The sequence below is a fragment of the Prevotella aff. ruminicola Tc2-24 genome (assembly GCF_900110895.1).
Lineage (GTDB): Bacteria > Bacteroidota > Bacteroidia > Bacteroidales > Bacteroidaceae > Prevotella.
In genome coordinates this window covers 396,180-419,147 of sequence record NZ_FOIQ01000003.1, presented here as the reverse complement: position 1 = coordinate 419,147, position 22,968 = coordinate 396,180, and the positions used below count along the sequence as shown (strand labels likewise).

General features: G+C 49.5%; 18 protein-coding genes. 10 read left to right on the top strand and 8 right to left on the bottom strand.

Going from position 1 to position 22,968, the window contains the following annotated elements; genetic code table 11:
• Positions 1–2: 2 nt before the first annotated feature.
• The 4 genes from BMY63_RS08150 to nrdD all read right to left on the bottom strand — a co-directional run bounded on the left by BMY63_RS08150 (position 3) and on the right by nrdD (position 3,848).
• Positions 3–578 carry a hypothetical protein gene (locus BMY63_RS08150; protein ID WP_091902252.1) on the bottom strand — a complete coding sequence of 192 codons (576 nt, stop codon included), beginning with the start codon at positions 576–578 and terminating at the stop codon, positions 3–5.
• Between the two features lie 14 nt (positions 579–592).
• Complete coding sequence (locus tag BMY63_RS08145) at positions 593–1,111, bottom strand: RNA polymerase sigma factor (protein ID WP_091902251.1); 519 nt, start codon at positions 1,109–1,111, stop codon at positions 593–595.
• 167 nt (positions 1,112–1,278) lie between these two features.
• Positions 1,279–1,746 (bottom strand): anaerobic ribonucleoside-triphosphate reductase activating protein, encoded by a 468-nt coding sequence (nrdG, locus tag BMY63_RS08140; RefSeq protein WP_091902250.1) that lies wholly within the window; start codon positions 1,744–1,746, stop codon positions 1,279–1,281.
• 5 nt (positions 1,747–1,751) lie between these two features.
• Positions 1,752–3,848 (bottom strand): anaerobic ribonucleoside-triphosphate reductase, encoded by a 2,097-nt coding sequence (nrdD, locus tag BMY63_RS08135; protein ID WP_091902267.1) that lies wholly within the window; start codon positions 3,846–3,848, stop codon positions 1,752–1,754.
• Positions 3,849–4,122: 274 nt separating this feature from the next.
• On the opposite strand from nrdD, the gene BMY63_RS08130 reads away from it, so the two are divergent.
• The 7 genes from BMY63_RS08130 to priA all read left to right on the top strand — a co-directional run bounded on the left by BMY63_RS08130 (position 4,123) and on the right by priA (position 12,968).
• A complete protein-coding gene (locus tag BMY63_RS08130; RefSeq protein WP_371113579.1) occupies positions 4,123–5,058 on the top strand; it encodes a PorP/SprF family type IX secretion system membrane protein in 936 nt (311 codons plus the stop codon).
• A 34-nt stretch (positions 5,059–5,092) separates the two neighbouring features.
• Complete coding sequence (locus BMY63_RS08125) at positions 5,093–6,529, top strand: T9SS ring complex lipoprotein PorK/GldK (protein ID WP_091915845.1); 1,437 nt, start codon at positions 5,093–5,095, stop codon at positions 6,527–6,529.
• Positions 6,530–6,565: 36 nt separating this feature from the next.
• Positions 6,566–7,255 carry a type IX secretion system motor protein PorL/GldL gene (gldL, locus tag BMY63_RS08120; protein WP_091902247.1) on the top strand — a complete coding sequence of 230 codons (690 nt, stop codon included), beginning with the start codon at positions 6,566–6,568 and terminating at the stop codon, positions 7,253–7,255.
• Between the two features lie 3 nt (positions 7,256–7,258).
• Positions 7,259–8,824, top strand: coding sequence for a type IX secretion system motor protein PorM/GldM (gldM, locus tag BMY63_RS08115; RefSeq protein WP_091915843.1), 1,566 nt, complete (start codon positions 7,259–7,261; stop codon positions 8,822–8,824).
• 40 nt (positions 8,825–8,864) lie between these two features.
• Positions 8,865–9,962: a type IX secretion system ring subunit PorN/GldN gene (gene gldN / locus BMY63_RS08110; RefSeq protein WP_255397560.1), complete on the top strand. Its 1,098-nt coding sequence runs from the start codon at positions 8,865–8,867 to the stop codon at positions 9,960–9,962.
• Between the two features lie 116 nt (positions 9,963–10,078).
• Positions 10,079–10,690 (top strand): porin family protein, encoded by a 612-nt coding sequence (locus BMY63_RS08105; RefSeq protein WP_091915841.1) that lies wholly within the window; start codon positions 10,079–10,081, stop codon positions 10,688–10,690.
• A 7-nt stretch (positions 10,691–10,697) separates the two neighbouring features.
• Complete coding sequence (gene priA / locus BMY63_RS08100) at positions 10,698–12,968, top strand: replication restart helicase PriA (protein WP_256218975.1); 2,271 nt, start codon at positions 10,698–10,700, stop codon at positions 12,966–12,968.
• Positions 12,969–13,067: 99 nt separating this feature from the next.
• Here priA and BMY63_RS08095 read toward each other — a convergent pair whose 3' ends face one another.
• Both BMY63_RS08095 and BMY63_RS08090 read right to left on the bottom strand, forming a co-directional pair.
• A complete protein-coding gene (locus tag BMY63_RS08095; RefSeq protein WP_143065756.1) occupies positions 13,068–14,627 on the bottom strand; it encodes an OmpP1/FadL family transporter in 1,560 nt (519 codons plus the stop codon).
• A 180-nt stretch (positions 14,628–14,807) separates the two neighbouring features.
• The gene (locus tag BMY63_RS08090) at positions 14,808–16,859 is read right to left on the bottom strand and encodes an HD family phosphohydrolase (RefSeq protein ID WP_091915835.1); all 2,052 of its coding nucleotides are present in this window, start codon (positions 16,857–16,859) and stop codon (positions 14,808–14,810) included.
• 106 nt (positions 16,860–16,965) lie between these two features.
• On the opposite strand from BMY63_RS08090, the gene gltX reads away from it, so the two are divergent.
• From gltX to BMY63_RS08075, 3 genes are all read left to right on the top strand, one after another.
• A complete protein-coding gene (gene gltX / locus BMY63_RS08085) occupies positions 16,966–18,483 on the top strand; it encodes a glutamate--tRNA ligase (protein WP_091915833.1) in 1,518 nt (505 codons plus the stop codon).
• 3 nt (positions 18,484–18,486) lie between these two features.
• The gene (locus tag BMY63_RS08080; protein ID WP_091915831.1) at positions 18,487–19,713 is read left to right on the top strand and encodes a 3-deoxy-D-manno-octulosonic acid transferase; all 1,227 of its coding nucleotides are present in this window, start codon (positions 18,487–18,489) and stop codon (positions 19,711–19,713) included.
• 63 nt (positions 19,714–19,776) lie between these two features.
• Positions 19,777–20,892 carry a metallophosphoesterase gene (locus tag BMY63_RS08075; RefSeq protein ID WP_091915829.1) on the top strand — a complete coding sequence of 372 codons (1,116 nt, stop codon included), beginning with the start codon at positions 19,777–19,779 and terminating at the stop codon, positions 20,890–20,892.
• Between the two features lie 391 nt (positions 20,893–21,283).
• Here BMY63_RS08075 and BMY63_RS08070 read toward each other — a convergent pair whose 3' ends face one another.
• Both BMY63_RS08070 and BMY63_RS08065 read right to left on the bottom strand, forming a co-directional pair.
• Positions 21,284–21,799, bottom strand: coding sequence for a gamma carbonic anhydrase family protein (locus tag BMY63_RS08070; RefSeq protein WP_091915827.1), 516 nt, complete (start codon positions 21,797–21,799; stop codon positions 21,284–21,286).
• Positions 21,800–21,855: 56 nt separating this feature from the next.
• Complete coding sequence (locus BMY63_RS08065) at positions 21,856–22,842, bottom strand: malate dehydrogenase (RefSeq protein ID WP_091902234.1); 987 nt, start codon at positions 22,840–22,842, stop codon at positions 21,856–21,858.
• Positions 22,843–22,968 lie beyond the last annotated feature (126 nt).

The window sequence follows — 22,968 nt, the reverse complement described above, 5'->3', positions numbered from 1 at the left end:
TTCTATTTCTGTTTAAAATCATTCAACTCTTCTAAATTCTTCTCAATCCTCTGCATCGTTGTCTTGTGTTTTATCCATCCCATCCATCCGCAGCTTATTCCCATAAGAATACCGAGGACGATGAAGAAATAACCAGTTGGCGAGGCGACATTCTCAAAAAAGATTGATAAGAAGATACCGCTGCCTGCAAGCGGAATGCCCAAAACGGTCTCATAGGCATAACACCGTTTATAGTTGATAAGGTTGTGGAGCTGGTGCTGTGGTGATTTCAGCACATTAAAGCGAGATATGATCCAGAGGCGACAGACTGCCATCAGTACACAAAGAAGACAGACACCCTCTAAGATGTAGAACGATGTGTCGTGGCAGATTCCCTTGACGTGCATTATTGGGACAAGTACTGCAGCAAAGAAAAGTGCAGTGAAGAGGTTGATCAGACCACCATTGCGGATCTCTTTGTAAGAGGTCTTGTTCTTACGTCTGATGATCTCTGTGAGCATAGGCTGGTTATATACATCACTTGTTGAGAGCCGCTCATCAAGTATATTCCATTTCTGTTTCAGTTCTTGTAAATCCATTGCTGTTTCTGATTCTAATTGTTCGACATGACCTTGAGCTTCGTTTTGATACGGTTAATGCGGACACCTACATTCGAGACCGAAATATCAAGTATTTCTGCGATTTCCTCATAACTCCTCTCGTCCAGCCATAGCATAATAAGCGCGCGTTCCAATTCGCCGAGTCGGTTGATAAGAGTATATAGTTCGTGCAGTTGCTCCTTTTCTACTGTGTCAGGGAAGAGTTCATTCATCGATGTCGTCAGGGGAATCGTATCAGGACGTCTCTTCGTCTGGCGGAGGTTGGTGATACAGGTGTTCACGCAAATCCGGTAGACCCACGTCGAGGTTTTGCTCTCACCACGGAACCGGGGGAACGCCGTCCAGAGATTCAGTACTGCTTCCTGATAGAGATCACTGATAGCCTCATCGTTGTTGGCATACATAAAGCAGACCTTGTAGATAATCTGCCTGTGTTGTTGTATGAGATCGAGGAACCTTTGTTCTTGTTCCTCGCAGAGCGATGCGACATGGTCGATGGCTGAGTCTTTCATCTGTTTTCTTTCTTCTGTTGTTTACTCCATTAGTCGTCTGATAAACCCAAAACTTACACCATATTGAAACTTTTTAGAGAAATAATATAGAATCCACTTTTATGGTGATATGACACCTATTTAATATATATAATATAGTGGAAGTGATGTCTAATATGTTGGTTAGTCTATCGCTTCCAGAAGCGTGAGGTGATATCAATGAACTCACCGTCCTCATCTTGCTTGTAAAGTCGTTGGTTGGTAGTCGGCTTCTTCAGTGGTCCCAGATGACGGATGTATGGACCGATTTTGATATAGTCGAAGTCGTGCTTGTTGATCTCGCGGGAGATCCGAAGTCGTCCACTATACCATGCAACCTTGAATAGGGGGTGCTTTTCATGGATGTATTTCGCCAGGAGGTTAACCTCCATAGGATCGGCATCGCCTCCCATGAAGGCGATACAGGTGATGTCGTCGCCAAACTGTTTGACGAACGCATCGATAGCTTTGGCATCCAGAGGTTGCCCGATGTCCTCCCATAGATAATGGCTATGACAACCCGGACAGTGACACGGGCAATTAGAGATATTAATTGCCAGTGTCACTTCGTCGGGAATCTCTTGAAATACGATGCCTGTATTGACGTATTTGAGCATTCAGACTATTCTGCGTGTGCGTAGAACCTGCGTGAGGCCTCCTCCTGACGAGCCTGTGAGAAGTTGCTGACACGTTTCAGATAGCCGATAATTCGTGTCATGTAGTCCACATTCTTTGAGTGACAGTGCGGACACTCTTTCAGATAGCGCTTATCGATATGCCCGCAATCGTTGCAGACGGTGTTGGGAATATTGAAAGTGAAGTAGTTGCATCCCTCTTTGGCAGCGACCTTCAGCAGATGCGCATACTGCTCTTTTGAAAGGTGTTCATCCAGGTTCATGTGTAGGGCAGAACCACCTGTCAGGTGCTCGATATAAGGTGCTCCGTGGAGCTTGAACTTATCGATGATAGTGAGTGAGTCGTCTTCCACCACATAGAAATAGCTGTTGTAGCAGTCACGTGGTACGAAGTAGCCGTCCTCGCGATCCCACTTGGCATGTTTTACACCGACATTCTCGGCAGGAATCATCTCGCAGTTGAACATCACCTCTTTTGTGCGGTACTGCTTGTTGTACTTCTCAATGAGCCCGAGGATGCCTTGTACGAAGTGTAGATAGTCATCGTTCGGGGTGATCTTCAGTCCCATGAACTCAGCTGCCTCCACCAGTCCGTTGATGCCGATGGTCAGGTATTGACGGTTGATGTTGATATAGCCCGCATCAAACAGCGGCAACATCCCGTGAGCCTGTAGTTCCTTCAGGTTCTCGTTATAGGCGAGTTGTACTTTGTGACAAAGATCGATGATGGTGCCCAGGTATTCTAAGTAATCAATCTCATGGTTTACCGCATATTGGATGCAGCGGTTCAGGTTGATGGTGAGCACGCTTTTAGAACCCGTAGACACGCCTCCGGCACCGAGGGTGTAGCTGAAGCCATTGTCCGTGATTTCGTTACGCAGACGACAGCAGGAACTCAGTGAGTCGGCATTATTACTCATATAGGTAAAGAACGAGTGTCCTTCGCTATACATTTCTGCCGTGAAGTCGCCCCATTCCGGGTCTTTGCATTCGCCGTTCTCGTCGGTCAGCAGTGCCATCGTCTCCACAGGGAAGGTTAGCAGTGTCTTTGTACGTTCGTGGTTGAACCACTTCATAAAGCGTTTCTGCAGCCAAGACAGACCATCCCAGTCGGGCTTGGAACCATCGGGGAAGTAGAAGTCGCCGAAGATGCTTTCGAAATAATACTTGTCGTAATAGGCAATGTTCCAGAAGACGGCCTGATAGTTACGAGCACCTGTCGGTTGGTTTAATGTATAGACAATCTGCTCGAAATAGTCGGTGATTACTTTGTCAATGGAACGCTTCTTCAGACTAAGGTCTGCCTGATCGTTAGGGCGCTTCCAATAGTCCAGTCCATACTCTTTGCCGATGAAGTAGTTCATATACATCAGAAACTCTGGAGTAGCGCAGGCACCAGAGAGCATGGAACTAACCATGAACACCATGTTGACGAAACCACCGGCAAACGACTTTAGGTTGGTTGGAGCCGTCGAGTTGCCACCGATGCTGGTGGTGCCACCAATAAGCCATGGGTACATGGTGATCGAGGCACAATAGTTGGCAAGACTCGTCTCGTCGTTCTTGTATATATAATGATGTGTCAGTTTGTCGATATATTCGTCGGCTAAATGCTTGCCGTACATCTTTTTGATACGGTCGGTGAGCAGTCGACGATTCAAACGGATGAAGTTTGACTTCGGTAACTCTCCGATAAGGGTCGCGATATTCTTGTGCTCCACGTTAGCGTTAGCGTCGTATTTCGATCCAGTCGCAGCGTTCACAGAATCGCAGTATTCTGACAGGAATTGTAACTTTGCCAGTGTTTCGCGATCTTCAGAGTGAGCTTGACGATAGAGCATAAACGATTTGGCTACCTGATAATAGCCTTCGCGCATCAGCGCCTCTTCTACCTGATTCTGGATGTTTTCCACCGTGATATCGTCGTGGATGTCCAGGTGACTGAGGATCTTGGAGATGGTTCCTAGATCTGCGGGGCAGTCCACACTGTCGAATGCCTTGACAATGGCATTCATAATCTTGTCCAAAGAGAATTGATCTTTCGATCCGTCTCTTTTCGTGATGGTAAAGTTTTTCATTTCCATGTGTATCATCGTTAATAATTGTCGTTCTCTCTCCTATAAAGTTCTCCGTTTTGGGAAACTTTTTGGTTTTTAGTTTTGGAAAAGTTTCCCGTTTTGGGAAACATCAACCGTTTGCAAAGATACAAAATATTCCCAAAACTGCTAATGCTAATATCTAAAAAAAATATAAAAAAGAGAGAAGTCTTGATGTCCAGAATCGGGACGACTGGCGAAAAAACGCATGTGCAATATGGTAGTATGCAATAAAGAAGCCTAATAGTACGTTATAGAGAAGGTGTTGAGACGTTATGGTATATTACTAATAGTACTGTCGCTTTCGGTCCGTTTGATGGCACAGTATGATGCGGCTTTCTCCCATTATTGGGCGATGGAGCCGTCGTTTAATCCGGCTACAGTGGGAAAGGAGGTCAAACTGAACGCAGTAGCAGTTTATGCCATCCAGTTGGCCGGTTTTGATCATCATCCGAATACGATGTATGCATCGGTTGACATGCCGATTTATATTTTTGGTACCCATCATGGGGTAGGGGTACAGCTTTTGAATGATGCCATAGGACTGTTTACGCATAAACGTGTTGCCCTACAGTATGCTTGGCAATCCCGTATGTGGGGTGGAACATTTAGTCTTGGTGCTCAGGCTGGTATGCTTAGTGAGCATTTCGACGGTTCAAGACTAGATCTGGATGATGCCGATGACCCGGCATTTACATCGTCGTCGGTTGACGGGTCGAGTGTTGACGTGGGTATAGGTGCCTATTACAGGTGTCATGACTGGTATGTCGGTGTCTCGGCTATGCACCTGAACTCACCGCAAGTGGACTTGGGTGAGACCAATGAGTTGGATATCTCTCCTACATATTATTTGAGCGGTGGATACAATATTCGTTTGAGTCATCCGTTTTTATCCATACACACCTCCCTTCTGGGACGAACAGATGGGGTAGACTGGCGGGCAGATATCTCGGGTCGTCTGATGTACACCCATGAGAAAAGGGTCATGTATGCAGGACTGTCGTATAGTCCAACCCGTTCTGTGACGCTCCAATTGGGAGGAGATATCCGTGGTATCCGTGTCGGATATAGTTATGAGGTATATACCTCTGCTATTAGTTTCATCCATGGAAGCCACGAACTCTTCATCGGTTATCAGACCGAGTTGGATTTGTTTAAGAAAGGGCGAAACCTACATAAGAGTGTCAGGTTTCTATAATAATATATAAGGTGAAAACAATCAAGAAAGAGATATGAGACGAGGAATAATTTGTCTTGCAGGTCTGCTACTTCTGACTGGTTGCTATGGTGGTAAGATAGCCATGTCGGGTGGCGGCGGAGAAGTAACGGGTACGAGTGGTAGAGCCTTCGCGGAGCCGACTCCATATGGGATGACGCTGGTGAAACGTGGACATCTGAAGATGGGTATTGAGAAGCAGGATACACTTTGGGGTAAGAAGACCCCGTTGCGTGACATCTCTGTGGAAGGCTTCTGGATGGATGAGACGGAGGTGACGAACTCGAAATACCGTCAGTTCGTAAACTATGTGCGTGACTCCATCCTTCGTGAGCGGCTGGCCGAGATTGACGAGACCTACAAGACCGTCAGGACAGATCGCGATGGTGAGGAGATTGGTTCGCGCTTGAACTGGAAGAAACCTTTGCCCCGTAAGCCGAACGAGGATGAACAGGAGATCATTGATGCGATGTATGTGACGAATCCAGTGACCGGCGACAAAATGCTCGACTATCGTCAGTTGAACTACCGCTATGAGATCTACGATTATACCGCAGCTGCCCTTCGTCGTAACCGTCTAGATCCGCAGGAGCGTAACCTGAACACGGATATCACAGTGGATCCGGAACAACAGGTGTGGATATCCAAAGATACAGCTTATGTCGATGATGAGGGACGTATCATTCGTGAGACCATCAACCGTCAGTTGTCGGGACCGTGGGATTTCCTGAACACCTATATCGTCAATGTATTTCCAGATACGACCTGTTGGGTCAACGATTTTCCTAATGCCGACAATGAGATGTATTTGCGCTATTATTTCTCTAATCCTGCCTATAACGACTATCCAGTTGTGGGGGTCACTTGGGAACAGGCGAATGCCTATTGTGCTTGGCGTACAGAGTATCTGTTGAAGGGACTGGGGCCGGCGGCAAGATACGTACAACGCTATCGATTGCCGACAGAGGCCGAATGGGAGTATGCGGCCCGTGGAAAGGATCAGAATGAGTTCCCGTGGGACAATGAGGATGTGGCCAGTGGTAAGGGATGCTACTTTGCCAATTTTAAGCCCGACGACGGAAACTACACCAAGGATGGAAACCTGATCACCAGTAAGGTGGGTATCTATGCTGCCAACTCCAATGGACTTTATGACATGGCAGGCAATGTGGCGGAGTGGACAAGCACCATTTATACCGAGGCAGGTGTCGAGGCGATGAATGATATCAATCCGCAGTTGAAATACAATGCGGCACTGGAGGATCCGTATCGTCTGAAGAGAAAGAGTGTGCGTGGTGGTTCCTGGAAAGACCCTGAGTCGTATATCCGCTCAGCCTGGCGTTCGTCAGAGTACCAGAACCAGCCGCGATCATATATCGGCTTCCGATGTGTGCGCAGTCTCGCCAATACAACCAGTGAGAAGGCGAAGCAGACCAAACGCAAGAAGAAATAATCATTAACGGGAAAATAATAAATAGTTTTTGTTCCGATGACTACATATAGTAAATATAATTTCGTCTATCGCTTACAAAAGTGGATGGACAGCGTGCCGGGGCAGACGTTCCTGAATTATGCCTATAGTTGGGGTGCTGCAATCGTGATTCTTGGTACGCTCTTTAAGTTGACCCATCTTCCGGGAGCAAACTTCTTCCTGTTCCTTGGCATGGGAACAGAGGTGTTTGTGTTCTTCATCTCAGCCTTTGACCGTCCCTTTGATAAGACGACCGACGGCATGGATCTGGATACTCATATGAAGATTGGTAAGGATACCGCAGAGCCAATATCTGTTAATGCTGCGGTGGTTGCTACCCCTGTGGAGTCCAAGGCTACGGGACCAGTAGTGGCCACTGGCACATGCGGTATACCGGTCGTGAGTCCGGATATGGAGGAAGCAACATCTCATTATGTGGATGAGTTGAAACGACTGACGGAGATGCTCTCAAAAGTGTCGACACAGAGTGAACGACTGACACAGGACTCTGAGGAGATGGAGAATCTGAACCGTACGTTGACAGGTATCAGTAAGGTCTATGAGATGCAGCTGAAGAGTGCCAGTTCACAGATTGGCACCATCGACGAGGTTAATGAGCAGACCCGTAAGATGGCATCCCAGATCGCAGAGCTCAATAAGATTTATGCCCGTATGATCGAGGCGATGACGGCAAAGATGAACGGATAGCACATGGCAATCAAGAAACGACCCGTATCCCCCCGTCAGAAGATGATCAATCTGATGTATGTCGTTCTGATGGCGCTGTTGGCACTCAACGTGTCCAGCGAGGTGCTCAATGGTTTCTCTATTGTAGAGGATAGTCTGAACCGTACGACCAGTAATTCCTCTAAGGAGAATCAGACTATCTATGAGACATTTGAGGCCCAGATGAAGTCGAATCCTCAAAAGGTGGGCATGTGGTATGATAAGGCACAGCAGGTCAGACAGATGAGCGACTCGCTCTTTAACCTTGCCGCAGACTTGAAGATGGCTATTGTCAAGGAGGCCGATGGTCGTAACGGAGATGTCCGTCGTATCAAGAACAAGGAAGACCTCGAGGCTGCCAGTCAGGTGATGTTAGCTCCAGGCAGCGGTAGGGGCGGAGAGTTGTTCCGGGCCATCAATTCGTTCCGACAGCGGATGCTGATGATGGTGACTGATGAGCGACAGAAGCAGATTATTGCCAGTAACTTAACGACGGAAATCCCAAAGGACGCTGTCACAATGGGCAAAAACTGGCAGGAGTATATGTTCGAGTCGATGCCAGCCGCCGCAGCTGTTACGTTGCTTTCTAAGTTGCAGAGTGACGTACGCTATGCCGAGGGCGAAGTGCTGCATACGTTAGTGTCAAATATTGATGTGAAGGATATCCGCGTGAACCTGCTTGATGCGTTTGTCATTCCAAGTTCCCAGACAATCGTGAGAGGTGACCGTTTCTCGGCGCGCATTGTGATGGCAGCAGTGGATACGACACAGACACCGGACATTTATATAGGTAATCAGAAGGTGAATCTTCACGACGGGCTCTATGAGACCACATGCAATCGTACAGGCGATTTTACGCTAGCAGGTTATATGGAGACTGTGAACGGCAATGGCGACCGTATCCGTCGTGATTTCTCGCAGAAATATACGGTGGTTGATCCGAGTGCAACAGTATCGGCAGATCTGATGAATGTTCTCTATGCTGGATATAATAACCCCATCAGTATCAGTGTTCCAGGTGTGCCGTTGAGCAAAGTACAGGCATCCATGACGGGCGGAACGCTACAGCCGGTAGGACCGGGGCGATATATCGCCCGCCCGTCGAAGGTGGGACAGAATGTGACCTTTACGGTTTTCTCTACCAATACCGGACGACCCCAGCAGATGGGACAGTTCTCCTTCCGAGTGCGTAAGTTGCCTGATCCAACCCCGTATATCACTATGCGAGACGAGCATGGTAATCCTGCCCGTTATAAAGGTGGTGCTCTGCCAAAGGGGCAGTTGGTGGCTGCCGATGCCATCGGGGCGGCTATCGATGATGGGATACTTGACATCGCCTTCCGCGTACAGAGCTTTGAGACGGTGTTCTTCGACAATATGGGTAATGCAGTGCCGATGGTATCTGATGGTGCCTCGTTCTCCGCCCGACAGAAAGATACGTTCCGAAAACTGTCTCGAAACCGTCGCTTCTATGTCTCTCGTGTGACGGTGGTGGGTCCCGACGGTCTGACGAGAACACTACAGAATCCGATGGAGGTGATTGTGAAGTGATTGCACACCGAGGATTGAATGGTTGAAAATGGTATAACATATGAAACAGACGATAATGAATACAAAAGGGAATATAGTGCTGAGACTGATAATCGTGGTTGCTTGCCTGCAGTTCTCAGTCTTCAATGTTCAGTTGTCAACTTGTTCGGCGCAACCTAAGCAGCGTCAGGGACAACAGACAGACCGTCAGAAGAGTCCGTCTCAGGCCATGTCCATGCGTGCACAGATCTCGTTCCCGACAGCCTTGGAGATGCCGGAAGAGGTGGTCTGGCGTCGTGATATCTACCGAGAGATAGACCTGACGCAGGATGCCAATACCGGTCTCTATTATCCAGTAGAGCCGCAGGGTCGTCAGGTAAACCTGTTTACTTATATCTTTAAGTTGGCCCAGAACGGTTATATTCCTATCTATGAGTATCCGACAGATGGCAGCGATAACTTCTCCGATGAGGCAAGGGTTAGTATGAAGACCGTGCTCGACAATTATCATATCTTCTATGAGGAACAGGATGGAAAGCTAAAGGTCGATAACAGCGACATCCCCTCTGCAGAGGTCAAGAAGTTCTATCTGAAGGAGAGTGCCTATTATGATCAGGCAAATTCGTCACTTCATGTCAAGGTACTGGCTCTCTGTCCGGTGATGATGCGGGAGGATGACTTCAGTCTTGGCGATGATACGAATGCAACGCCATATCCGCTTTTCTGGGTGAAGTATAGTGATCTGGAGCCTTTCCTGAACCGACAGAACGTGATGGCGAGCAGTCTAAATAACGCCGCTATGGTTTCTATGGACGACTACTTTACGCTGAACATGTACCGTGGTAAGATCTATAAGACAAACAACGCACAGGGAAAGACACTCTTGCAGCTCTGTGGCGGTGACATGGATAAGATGACGGCAGAACAGAAACGCATCGAGGCAGAGTTGGCGGCGTTCCATCAGACCATCTTTGGCAGTCAGGAGAAGAAAGACTCGCTTGACAGTGTGGCAGCCCTCAGTGTGAAGACTGATAAAGCTGTGAAAACGAAGACCACCTCACCTCGTCGTACGCAGGTGAAAAAGACAAAGTCTTCGGCCTCAAAACGTGCTAGCGACAGTGGTTCCGCCCGTGTTACCGTTCGTAGGCAAAGACATTAAATGTGTTAAATACGGTTGAAGAACTTTGGTAATCGGACATTAATTCGTATCTTTGCCATCAAAGATGACGAAATAACTGTCGTCTTGGTAAAGAGAAACTTTAACAGTATTCAATTATGAAGAGAATTCTTATTTTATCGGTTCTGCTTTCGGCCGCCATGACGGCAGTGCAGGCACAGGGTTTGAAGTTTGGTTTCAAAGGTGGCCTTGATGTGACAGAGATGAGGTTCAATAAGAGCGTGTTTGACACATCCAATAAGACCGGCTGGTTCTTCGGTCCGACGGCTCAGGTGTCGCTTCCTGTCAGTGGACTGGGTGTCGATATCTCTGCTTTCTATGATCAGAAGAAATCAGAGGTGAATGATGAGACCATTACCCAGAAGAATATTCTCATTCCTCTGAATCTTCGTTGGAAGCTTGGGCTTGGTAGTCAGGCCGGTATTTACCTTGCCGCTGGTCCTCAGTTTGGATTCAATGTGGGTGACGATGAGTTCGAGTGGACTGATCGCGCGAGTCGTCGTAACACCTTCCAGTTGAAAAAGTCGAGTTTCAGTGTGAACCTTGGAGCTGGTGTCTATCTGTCGAAGCATCTGGAGATAGGGTTCTGTTATAACATCGCCATGGGGTCGACGGCTGATGCAACATTCAGTGATGCAATCGACTCAACCATCAAGACCGACGACGCCAAGCCGAAATCATGGCAGATCTCCGCTGCTTATTTCTTCTAGACAGACATTGTTCGCCGACGTTATCCTGCCCTTGCCGCTTGACGGCGTGTTTACCTATTCCGTTCCACAGCCGTTGGAGGGACAGGTACGGCGAGGTGTGCGTGTGTTAGTCCCGCTAGGACGAAACAAGACCTACGTCGGTATTATCTCTGAAACACATCAGCGGGCACCTGAAGGATATCAGACCAAGGAAATCCTTCAGGTGCTTGATGGTTCTCCTGTGTTGCTCGACAGTCAACTGAGACTATGGAGATGGATCGCCGACTATTACATGTCTCCTATTGGTGAGGTCTATAAGGCGGCCTTGCCATCAGGACTGAAGGCCGAAGACGGTTACAAGCCGAAGACGGAATTGTATATCGGCCTGACTCCACAGTTCCGGAATGAGAACGCACTCCATACGGCACTTAATATGCTTCATCGAGCCGACCGCCAGTTGGCTGCCTTTGTCGACTATCTCGCCCTTTCTCACTGGGACACGTTGGAGGGCTCCGAATGTCGGGAGTCTGTTGTCGAGATTACACGTGACGAACTGATGAATGCCAGTCATGCAACGCTCCAGACGCTGAATGCCTTGGTGAAGCGTGGCCTTCTGGAGACCTATGAGCGTGAGGTGGGGCGCCTGAATCATGGTGGAGAACCTCATCTTGAGAATGTCAAACCACTCAATGCACCGCAACTGGAGGCATTTAATCAGATACAGTTCTCTTTTCTGAAGAAGAGCGTTACGTTGCTCCATGGAGTGACCTCCAGTGGAAAGACCGAGATATATATACATCTGATCCGTCAGGCTCTTGAACGGCATCAGCAGGTGCTCTACCTGCTTCCGGAGATAGCATTGACGGTACAGATCATGCAGCGATTGCAACATGTGTTTGGTAATCGATTGGGTATCTATCACTCCAAGTATTCTGATGCGGAACGGGTGGAGATCTGGCAGAAACAACTCTCCCAGAACCCCTATGATGTGATCCTTGGTGCCCGTAGTGCCGTCCTTCTACCTTTCCAGAACCTCGGCCTCGTGATCGTCGACGAAGAGCATGAGACCAGTTATAAGCAGCAGGATCCCATGCCACGTTATCATGCCCGTTCTGCCGCTATCATCCTTGCTCAGATGTTTGGAGCAAAGACCCTGCTCGGTACTGCAACCCCGTCGATGGAGACCTACCACAATGCCAAGACCGGGAAATATGGTCTTGTGGAATTGTCCCAGCGTTATAAGGGCATCGAGATGCCCGAGATCCAGATTGTAGATATCAAGGATCTGCAGCATCGTAAGATGATGAACGGCCCTTTCTCTCCCGTACTGTTGGCGAGGGTTCGTGAGGCGCTGGAGCGCGGAGAACAGGCAATCCTCTTTCAGAACCGTCGTGGCTATGCCCCGATGATAGAATGCAAGCAATGCGGATGGGTCCCTCATTGCCAGCATTGTGATGTCTCATTGACGTTGCACAGGAATATGAACCAGTTGACTTGTCATTACTGTGGCTATACCTATCAGGTGCCGACGGAATGCCCGAATTGTGGTTGTCCGCAGCTACAGACACGTGGTTACGGTACGGAAAAGATTGAGGATGTGGTACGTGACATCTTCCCGGAGGCCCATATTGCCCGTATGGATCTTGATACGACCCGCAGTCGTCATGCCTATGAACGGATTATCAGTGACTTTTCTGCCGGACGCACCAATCTGCTTATTGGTACACAGATGATCTCGAAGGGACTAGACTTCGACAAGGTCAGCGTGGTGGGTATCCTTAATGCCGACACGATGCTTAACTATCCCGACTTCCGCGCCTATGAGCATGCTTTCATGATGATGGCACAGGTCAGTGGCCGTGCCGGTCGTAAGGGCAAGCGCGGACTTGTGATCCTCCAGACCAAGAGTCCCGACCTTCCCGTCATCCAGCAGGTTGTGCACAACGACTATTCGGCCTTCTACCGTTCACTGGTTACCGAGCGCCGACAGTTTCATTATCCGCCCTATTACCGACTGGTGGATGTCTATCTGAAGCATCGCTCCGACAGTCTCGTCGAGACGGCAGGCATCGAACTGGGCAGTCGTCTGCGCCAGTGGTTCGGCAGTCGTGTCCTCGGTCCTGATAAGCCCTCCGTGGCGAAGGTGAAGTCGCTCTCCATCCGTAAGCTTGTGCTCAAGCTTGAGCTCGGCTTGAACATGGCCGATGTGCGTAAGTACCTGACACTCGCCCAACAGCAGATGCTTCAGGACAAGCGCTATGCCTCCCTCCAGATCTATTACGATGTCGATCCATTATAAAGAAGAAGCGTATGGGCGATATCGAATATACGTGATAATACAAGAGCCTCCGCAGATTTCTGTGGAGGCTCTTGTATTGTCTATGGTGTCCTTGTTTCCTTACAGGCTCAGCTCACAGCCGATGCCGAGAACACGGTTGGTACGGGTGAAGGAGTCGCTGACCAGCGGCTCTGTAGAGATCACCCGGTCGTAGTGCTCGTAGTTAGTCTGGAAATAGCCAGCCTTCAAGGTAACCTTGTCGGATGCTTTATAGTTGAATCCGAACCCGAAGCTATAGCTGTTGACAACAAACGACATATCGTTCATATATTCGTCGGTCAACTGATAGCGGGTGAGTTGAAGGCCAGCACTGGCGGTGAGCTTGTCTGTGATATCCCACTCCACACCACCGAGGTACTCGTTGGTGCCACCGTCGAGCAGATCCTGTGTGTTATTATACCAGTTGACGTTCTTATCGTAGAAATGGTGATAGCCGAGATTGAGGCGTACATCATCGCTGATATTCCACATCGCGCCGAGAGCAAGTTGCGCAGGTGAGTCCTCGTCGATCTTCTCTGCATCGCGGAACTTGTTGACTGCGGGAATCTCACTGGCCTCGTTAACGGTCGACTCGTTCTTCATGTGAATCTGTGTCTTGAACTCGTACTTGGCGGCGAGGTTGAAGCGTCCGAACTTATAATCGATGCCAATGATAGGTGCGATACCGACGCTTGACTGGTTGCAGAGCAGGTTGACACCTTCAGAGTATTTCTGGAGAGAGTTGAGCGTGTTGCTTGTTCCCTGGAGTGCTGTGCCGGATGCTTCGAGCTTGGCCTTGGTGGCGGTCAGCTCAGCCGGTACCGGAGCACCTGCTGCCTCATACTGAGCGATGCCAGCATTGACCTGTGCCAGACTGTTACCCACATAGGTGATACCACCGTCGACCATCGCTGTGGCCGACTGAAGGAAGCTGCCGAAGTCGACGTAGCCTGCAGCGGTCTTTACCTGGATGTTGCTGATTTTCGCTTTGTAGGTGGCTGTTCCGTAGAGCAGGCGCAGACCACCGTAGATGGCGAGGTTGGGGTTGATCTTATAGGCCGTACCAAACTGGAACCCGAAGTAATACTGGCGTCCTTGCATGTAGCCGTCCATGTCGTAGCCGCTTACACCAGGTGCCGGCTGTCCGAGAGCGGTCGCAATCTGGTCGAGTCCGGAGAGCTGGTGGGCGATATTGCCAACAACGCTCTCGAAGGAACCGAGACCGTCGGCAAACTCACATTTTCCACCACCGCCGGGAACAGAGAAATTGAACTGTACACTCCAGTTTCCTTTATTATAAGCAGCCTGTATAGACGGGATGAACGGAGCATCTGCCACACCTTCGAATGTCTTAGTGCTCAGTCCTCCGTTCTTGCGACCCAACGCGAAGACCGGGTTGGTACAGTCGATGGTGCGTGTCTGGTGGGCGTACTGCCAGTTGAAGCCAAGATGGAAACCTTCGGGCATGAATGCTACACCAGCCGGGTTCGAGTAGACACCGTCGATGCCGATGGCGGCATCACGTGCTGGATTCCTCAGGAAGTCGATACTTTGGTTCGTATTGGTTAAGATGCCACCTGCTGTGGCGGTTGTTGCTACAGTCAGCATGAGGCTGACAAGCAAAGCATGATTTTTTTTCATATCCTTAAACATCTTTTTGCTAAAATCGGCTGCAAAGTTAGATAGATTGTTCTGTATTTCCCCAATTAGGGGTGCTGTATTAACAACCGTTAACTATAAACGAGGCGTTTTCTGCACAAAAAAGCCTATTTGTGCAATAATTTCTTGCACAGATAGGCTATAGAGTGTGCAATAAGACGCCTATTTCTTGAGTTCGGGATAGCTAACTCTTGTGTGATAAATCGTTTTTAGCTTCTCGATGAGAACAGTCTTGGCATAGGCGATATCACGGAAAGTGATTGGGCATTCCTTAAAGTATCCCTCTGCCACCTGTGCGTCGATCAGTTTGTTGACCAACTCCCGGATGCTCTTCTCGGTATAGTCGGGAAGAGAGCGCGATGCGGCCTCGACAGTGTCGGCCATCATCAGGATGGCCTGTTCCTTGGTTGTCGGGTTCGGACCGGGGTAGGTGAAGAGAAGATCGTCCACCTTGTCGTCGGGATGTGCATTTTTATATTGCACATAGAAATAACGTGTCTTCCCTTGTCCATGGTGTGTGGATATAAAGGCCTTGATGATATCAGGCAAGTCGTATTTCTCTGCGAGCTTGATGCCTTCGGTTACATGACTGATGATCATCTGGGCACTCTCAATGGCTCCCATCTTCTCGTGCGGGTTGACACCCGACTGGTTCTCGGTGAAGTAGATCGGATTGACAATCTTGCCGATGTCATGGTAGAGGGCTCCAGTACGGACCAGTTGGCTCTTTCCTCCGATCTTGTTGGCTATCTCTGCTGCCAGGTTGCCTACCTGGATGGAGTGCTGGAACGTGCCTGGGGCCACCTCACTCATTTTCCGCAGCAGTGTCTTGTTCATATCTGAAAGCTCGATGAGCGTGATGTTCGACGTAAAACCGAATGCTTTCTCAATCAGATAGAGCAGCGGGTATGAACAGAACAGAAGGAGACCGTTGAAGACGAGGTAGTTGTATTCGCTGTAGCTGATCTTGGTCAGGTCGTTGTTGCGGATCCAGTCGAGTGAGAGGTTGGTGGCCGTAGCAGCAAAGGTGACAAGAACGGCAGTCCAGAAAAGCTGTGACCGACTGGATAGCTCGCGGAGCGAGAAGATGGCCACCAGACCGGAAACCAGTTCTACGGTAATGAACTCCAGAGGATACTGTAGGATGCTGGCGCAGATGAGAACCATCGTTGCATGAGCCATGAAGGCGGTTCTTGAATCCATGAATACCCGGATGAAGATGGGTACCATGGCGTAGGGTAGGAAGTAAACATGCAGAATACTGTGACCGACCATCAGTGAACAGAGGACGGAGAAGAAGACGATCAAGGCGTAGAGCATGGTGATAGATCGTGACTTCTCGAAATAATCCTTGCGGAAGAGCGTCAGATATACGGTGAAGCATGTAATCAGGATAGCGACATATAGGATCTGTCCCATAATCGTCAGACTGATCTTCGGCTTGTTCTCCTCTTTTCGCTCCGTTTCCTTCTTGAACGACATGAGGATATTGTAGGTCTTAGTGTCCACGATGTCGCCCCTGTCGATGATCTTCTGTCCTCTTTGTACGAGTCCGCTGGCCAAGGGGATACTGTTCTGCAGGTCGTTCAGACTCGCCTCACTCCGTTCCTTGTCGTAGATGAGGTTAGGAGTGAGGTAATCGTTGAGATTACATTTCTGCAGAATCTCCCGGTGGGTGGCAAGCGTCTCGTCGAGGAATATCTGCTCATAGGCCGAAACGACAGAATAGACCTTACTGATTGGTACGCTGATGGCGTTCTTTCCGTTGATGACCCGAATTGTTCTTGCAGTGTCTTTTTTCAAAGCAGCATATTCCGAACTGCTCATGATTCCTTGTGTGTATAGACTCCGCAATCGGTTGGCGATGATACTGATATAGTCGTCAGACAGTCCTGGAATGCCCTTGTTATAATCTTTGGCAAACTGTCGTAGTTGTGTAGTTACAATATCATTGTTGAAGAAATAGTAGGGCTCGTACTGCTGCATCAGACTGTCGCGCTCGGCCTTCACTGCTTCGTCGCTCTTGTAGATGGGGAAGTCGAATGGCGCTTTCAGGTCGGTATAGACCCAGGGCTTTCCCTTCTCTATCTTGAAGTTGCTGCTGCTGTTTCTGGGCATCAGCCATACGATCAAGGCTACCGTAACGACAATGAGCGCTGACCGGATAAGAAAATCGTGCCACGTCAAGTCGTTTTTGATATTGAAGCTACTCATTTTGCTGTATTTTAGGCATTATGGATGCAAAGATAAGAAATAATTCACAATTCATAATCCATAATTCATAATTATTTCGTAATTTTGCAGGCAAATTAACGAAACAATGTCAGAAAGAAGAGTAAGAGTCCGATTTGCTCCTAGTCCTACTGGAGCCTTGCATATTGGTGGCGTTCGTACCGCCCTGTATAATTATCTGTTTGCCCGTCAGCATGGCGGCGATCTGGTGTTCCGTATCGAGGACACCGACTCCAACCGCTTCGTTCCCGGAGCTGAGGAATATATCATCGAGTCATTCAAGTGGTTGGGCATTCAGTTCGACGAGGGCGTCTCTTTCGGTGGCGACAAGGGGCCGTATCGTCAGAGTGAGCGTCGTGCTATTTACAAAGAGTATGTGCAGCAGCTGCTGGATGCCGGCAAGGCCTATATCGCTTTTGATACGCCAGAGGAACTGGAGGCAAAGCGTCAGGAGATAACGAACTTCCAGTATGATTGTCATACCCGTGGCAAGATGCGTAACTCACTGACCCTCCCGAAGGATGAGGTGGAACGACTGATTGCCGAAGGTCATCAGTACGTGGTTCGCTTCAAGATAGAAGCCGGTCAGGAGGTGTTGGTAAACGACCTGATCCGCGGTGAGGTTCGTGTGAAGACGGATATCCTCGACGACAAGGTGCTTTTTAAGAGCGCAGACCAGTTGCCTACGTATCATCTGGCGAATATCGTGGACGATCATCTGATGGAGATCTCTCATGTGATCCGTGGTGAGGAGTGGTTGCCTAGTGCCCCTTTGCATGTGCTCCTGTATCAGGCTTTTGGCTGGGAAGAGACGATGCCGCAGTTCGCGCATCTCCCGTTGCTGCTGAAGCCCGATGGTAAGGGAAAACTGTCGAAGCGTGATGGCGACCGTCTTGGCTTCCCTGTGTTCCCCTTGGAATGGCACGACCCGAAGACCGGTGAGGTGTCGAGTGGCTATCGTGAGCAGGGCTATTTCCCTGAGGCCGTCATCAACTTCCTGGCCTTGTTAGGATGGAACCCCGGTACGGAGCAGGAGTTGTTTACACTTGATGAGTTGGTTCCTCTTTTCGATATCTCAAAGTGTTCAAAGGCCGGCGCACGGTTCGCCTACGAGAAGGGTATCTGGTTCAACCATGAGTATATCCTGAAGAAGTCTAATGAGGAGATTGCTCAGTTGTTCTTCCCGATCGTCAAGGAACACTGTTCTGACGAGACACTGGAGCGTGTCGTGGCTGTTACGTCTATGATGAAGGATCGTGTATCGTTTGTCAAGGAGCTCTGGCCTTTGTGCTCGTTCTTCTTCGTAGCTCCTACTGAGTATGATGAGAAGACGGCCAAGAAGCGTTGGAAGGACGACTCGGCTCAGGTGATGACAGAGTTGATGGCAGTTTTGGAAAGCATTGATGACTTCTCTCTGGAGAATCAGGAGCGTATCGTCCATGAGTGGGTGGAGCAGAAAGAATATAAGCTTGGTAATGTGATGAACGCTTGGCGCCTCACGCTCGTTGGCGAGGGTAAGGGACCGGGTATGTTCGACATCTCTGCTTTCCTCGGTAAAGAGGAGACAATCCGTAGAATGAAACGTGCCATTGAAGTACTTGGATAATCAATGTATAATCTGATTATATATCTCTATCTTCTGGGTGTGGCTATCTATAGCCGCTTCAATCCGAAGGTGCGTAAGATGTGGCGCGGTGAGCGTGACGCCTTCCGCATTCTTCGTGAGAAGGTTGATCCCCAGGCGAAGTATGTGTGGTTCCATGCGGCTTCGCTCGGTGAGTTTGAACAGGGGCGCCCGCTGATGGAGCAGTTGCGCCGCGACCATCCGGAATATAAGATCCTGTTGACATTCTTCTCACCGTCGGGTTACGAAGTGCGCAAGAACTATGAGGGCGCCGACATCATCACCTATCTGCCGTTGGATACGATCACGAATGCACGTCGATTCCTTCGGACGATACGGCCGGTCATGGCGTTTTTCATCAAGTACGAGTTCTGGTACAACTACCTGCATATCCTGAAGCACAGACATGTACCCGTCTATAGTGTGTCGAGCATCTTCCGTCCGGACCAGGTGTTCTTTAAGTGGTATGGCTCTCAGTACGGTCGGGTGCTCAACTGTTTTACACACTTCTTTGTGCAGAACGAGGAGAGCAAGCGTCTGTTGGCGAAGATCGGCATTACGTCCGTCACGATCGTGGGTGACACCCGTTTCGACCGTGTCCTTCAGATCAAGGAAGCAGCCAAGCAGTTGCCTGTTGTTGAGGCATTCGTAGACGGGAAGAAGACCTTTGTTGCCGGTTCCTCTTGGCAACCTGATGAGGAGATCTTTATTCCATATTTTAATCTGCACCGCGACTGGAAGCTGATCATCGCACCACATGTTATCGGTGAAGATCATCTCCAGCAGATAGAGAAGCTGTTGGAAGGGCGTACCGTCGTCCGTTACACAAAGACTTCGGAGGCGGATGTGCGTGATGCCGAGGTGTTGATCATCGACTGCTACGGTCTGCTTTCCAGTATCTATCATTATGGTGAGGTGGCCTATGTCGGAGGCGGTTTCGGCGTTGGCATTCATAACCTGCCGGAGGCTGCCGTCTGGGACGTGCCTGTATTCTTTGGCCCGAACAATCAGAAGTTCCAGGAGGCTCAGGAACTCAAGGCGTGTGCCGGTGGCTTCGAGATAGTCGGTTATGAAGCTTTCCAGCAACAGATGGACAGTTTCGTCGCCGACCCGTCTGCCATGAGAGAGGCAGGCCAGCGTGCCGGCAGCTATGTCAAGGGTCAGGCCGGTGCCACGGAAAAGGTGCTTGCGAGTGTTGCGGCAGATCTGTAAACCTGATCGTGTCGTCTGTTGCCCGATAGCGCTTCTCCGTCGACGAGATTCACCGACTAAAGAGTGAGAAATATGTGGATGTTTCTTTTCTGGGTCTTGCCCGTTCTGTCTGTCGCCTATATAGCATGGCATATATGGGTGTTGCTTCCCTTATCGACTTTTTGGAAATCGATGGTCATTGCAGCAGGTGTCTTCTGTATAGTCTTGCTGTTCCTGCATTTCCGGCGGTCGTTCGAGCATCTGCCGCTTCCCGTAGCTCAGACGGCCTATGAGATCGGGACATCATCGCTCTTCGTCATCTTATATCTGGTTGTCATCTTCCTGGTCTTTGATCTGGGACGATTGTTCCGTCTGGTACCGAAGACCGTCGTCTGCCACAATGGCTATACCTCTCTGATTGTCTTTATCTTGATCTTTGGTCTGTTCCTTTATGGGAATATGCATTATAAGAACAAGGTCCGTGTGCCGTTGGAACTGAAATCGTCAAAGTCGTTGGCGAGAACATATAAGGTAGTGATGGCGAGCGACCTGCATCTGGGCTATCACAACACCCGGAAAGAACTGGCCCGATGGGTTGATATGATCAATGAGGAGAAGCCGGACTTCATCCTGATAGCAGGTGATATCATCGATGGCAGTATCCGTCCACTCGTGGAGGAGAGGATGGCCGAGGAGTTCCACAGACTGAAGGCGCCCGTTTACGCCTGTCTGGGTAATCATGAGTATTTCTCAGGTGAGCCTCAGGCGCGGCAGTTCTATCATGATGCCGGCATCCGTCTGCTCATCGATGAGGCTGCTGTTGTCGATAGCTCTATCGTTATTATTGGCCGTGATGATCGTTCCAACAGAAACCGTAAGTCTGTCCACAAGCTGATGGGCGGTCGTGAGCAGTTGACGACCATGTGCCGGCAGTCGCCCTATATCATCGTACTCGATCACCAGCCATACCATCTGGAGCATAGTGAGGTGGCAGGTGTCGACTTCCAACTAAGTGGTCATACTCATCGTGGACAGGTTTGGCCTATCTCATGGATTACCGATGCCATCTATGAATGTTCGTGGGGGACCTGTCACCGTGGCCACACCCAGTATTATGTTTCTTCCGGTCTCGGTATCTGGGGCGGCAAGTTCCGCATCGGTACACAGAGCGAATATGTCGTGGCCACCATCAGTAACTAATGTAAAGATTATATGCCAAAAAAAGTGCCTCTCCATTTGCTCGATCTAGAGTGGCGGAGAGGCCTTTTTTCGCTCTTCTTGTAGTCGATGATGACTTGTTTTAGTATCGATGGCTTCTTTCACTCGTTCAGACGTCATCTACGGGTTGTTCGGATAGGACTTACGAGTCATGGAGACGTCATCTATCTAGTGAAAGATGACGTCTCCATGACTCGTAGATGCCGTTTCAATGAGTGATAGACGATATTTCTATGACCCAAAGATGCCACCTATCTGAGACGTTTACGTAACTTGCAGATTGTTAGTGTGTTACAAAAACGGTCCAAAACTTGCATATTTGCGACCTTTGGACCGTTAGCTGACGAATATGCTCGTATTACGAGCCCGTTTGTTAAGAATCTTTCCCTTCTTCTAAGTAGTGCTTGGCGTACTCTACGTAGTGCTTGGCGTTGTCGGTCTGACCAGGGCGGACAGGCTTGATGTATTTGGCAGGTACACCGCCCCAGATCTCGCCTGCGGGAATCTTCGTGTTCTGGAGTACCAAAGCCCCTGCGGCTACGATGCTGCCTTCACCGATCTCACAGTTGTCGAGTAGGGTGGATCCCATGCCGATGAGCGCATTGTCGTGAATGGTGCAGGCATGAACGGTCACATTATGTCCGATAGTGACATAGTTGCCGATATGCGTAGGACCGGTCTCATGGGTCACGTGAACACAACTGCCGTCCTGGATGTTCGTGCAGTTACCTATCGTGATAGGGGCCACGTCGCCTCTGACAACGGCGTTGAACCATACGGAACACTCGTCACCCATCGTCACATCACCGATGATCGTGGCGTTCTCACTGAAATAACAGTCCTTGCCCCATTTAGGCGTCAGACCTCTGTAACTCTTTATTAAAGCCATAGTGAACAAAAAAAAAGAGCAGTATGGCGAACCATACTGCTCTATGATGAAACCGCTTAGAGGTTCGGGTTCTCAGATTTCCAGTCATCCACGGCTGGGATGATGTCAAGACTGATGATCTCGTCGCGCATCTTCTGCAGGTGCTCGTAAGAAGCCTGAAGGGCAGCCATCTCCTCAGCAGTACCCTCGGGCTGAGTGAAGTGAACACCGTCCTTGTCGATAACGGTCGGCATAGCCATCATCACGTTCTTGAAGCCGTAGGCGTTGACATAGCAACCTGCAGGCCACTTAAAGGGCTCACCGCCCATGGCACCCTCGATCATCTTCACAGCCTGATAAGCCGGGCTCTGGAATGAAGAACGACCACGGAGCTTGATGATGTTGCTACCACCCTGTGTGGTCATGTGCTTGATCTCTGCCCAACGCTCGTCGGTGAGAGGGAGCTCAGAGAGGGGCTTGCCGTCGATGAGAGCCTTGCTGGCGAATACTGCCATCTGCTCACCATGACCGCCGTAGGTGTAGGCATTGGTAACCTTGTCCTGACGAACGCCGAACTCCTGAGCGAGCTGCTGCTGCAGACGGGTAGAGTCGAGGGCGGCCAGAGAGGTCAGCTGGTTGGGCTTCAGACCTGAATGGATCAGAGCTGTCAGAGCGGTAACGTCAGCGGGGTTGAAGATCACCACCACGTGCTTCACGTCGGGGCAGTACTTCTTGATGTTCTCGCCAAACTCGGCAGCGATCTTGCAGTTGCCCTTGAGCAGGTCTTCGCGGGTCATACCCTCCTTACGAGGAGCACCGCCAGAAGAGATAATGTACTTAGCACCAGTGAAAGCCTCGGCGGGGTCAACGGTGTATGAGATGTTTGCGCCAGGGAAAGCACAGTGACACATCTCGTCGTAAACGCCATGAACGCCGGGTTCGTAGATATCGTACAGACAAATGTTTGGAGTGAGGCCGAGCATCAGAACGCTCTGCACCATGTTTGAACCGATCATACCGCCAGCACCGACGATAACCAGTTTTTCGTTTGTTAAGAATGCCATAATTGTATTATTATAATCCTTGTTATATCAAAAAGTGCTGCAAAGGTACAAAAAAAGCGAATATTCAGTCTTTTTTTATTATTAATCTGTGTTAATCCACGTAATTTGTGCCACTTATTTTATATC

What these genes read in the sequence shown, in the direction of transcription:
- BMY63_RS08065 (WP_091902234.1), bottom strand. Translation starts at nt 22,842, where the DNA reads ATGGCATTCTTAACAAACGAAAAACTGGTTATCGTCGGTGCTGGCGGT.
- nrdD (WP_091902267.1), bottom strand. Translation starts at nt 3,848, where the DNA reads ATGGAAATGAAAAACTTTACCATCACGAAAAGAGACGGATCGAAAGAT.
- BMY63_RS08080 (WP_091915831.1), top strand. Translation starts at nt 18,487, where the DNA reads ATGTATAATCTGATTATATATCTCTATCTTCTGGGTGTGGCTATCTAT.
- BMY63_RS08070 (WP_091915827.1), bottom strand. Translation starts at nt 21,799, where the DNA reads ATGGCTTTAATAAAGAGTTACAGAGGTCTGACGCCTAAATGGGGCAAG.
- gltX (WP_091915833.1), top strand. Translation starts at nt 16,966, where the DNA reads ATGTCAGAAAGAAGAGTAAGAGTCCGATTTGCTCCTAGTCCTACTGGA.
- BMY63_RS08145 (WP_091902251.1), bottom strand. Translation starts at nt 1,111, where the DNA reads ATGAAAGACTCAGCCATCGACCATGTCGCATCGCTCTGCGAGGAACAA.
- gldN (WP_255397560.1), top strand. Translation starts at nt 8,865, where the DNA reads ATGAAACAGACGATAATGAATACAAAAGGGAATATAGTGCTGAGACTG.
- gldL (WP_091902247.1), top strand. Translation starts at nt 6,566, where the DNA reads ATGACTACATATAGTAAATATAATTTCGTCTATCGCTTACAAAAGTGG.
- BMY63_RS08125 (WP_091915845.1), top strand. Translation starts at nt 5,093, where the DNA reads ATGAGACGAGGAATAATTTGTCTTGCAGGTCTGCTACTTCTGACTGGT.
- BMY63_RS08090 (WP_091915835.1), bottom strand. Translation starts at nt 16,859, where the DNA reads ATGAGTAGCTTCAATATCAAAAACGACTTGACGTGGCACGATTTTCTT.
- BMY63_RS08095 (WP_143065756.1), bottom strand. Translation starts at nt 14,627, where the DNA reads ATGAAAAAAAATCATGCTTTGCTTGTCAGCCTCATGCTGACTGTAGCA.
- nrdG (WP_091902250.1), bottom strand. Translation starts at nt 1,746, where the DNA reads ATGCTCAAATACGTCAATACAGGCATCGTATTTCAAGAGATTCCCGAC.
- BMY63_RS08150 (WP_091902252.1), bottom strand. Translation starts at nt 578, where the DNA reads ATGGATTTACAAGAACTGAAACAGAAATGGAATATACTTGATGAGCGG.
- gldM (WP_091915843.1), top strand. Translation starts at nt 7,259, where the DNA reads ATGGCAATCAAGAAACGACCCGTATCCCCCCGTCAGAAGATGATCAAT.
- BMY63_RS08105 (WP_091915841.1), top strand. Translation starts at nt 10,079, where the DNA reads ATGAAGAGAATTCTTATTTTATCGGTTCTGCTTTCGGCCGCCATGACG.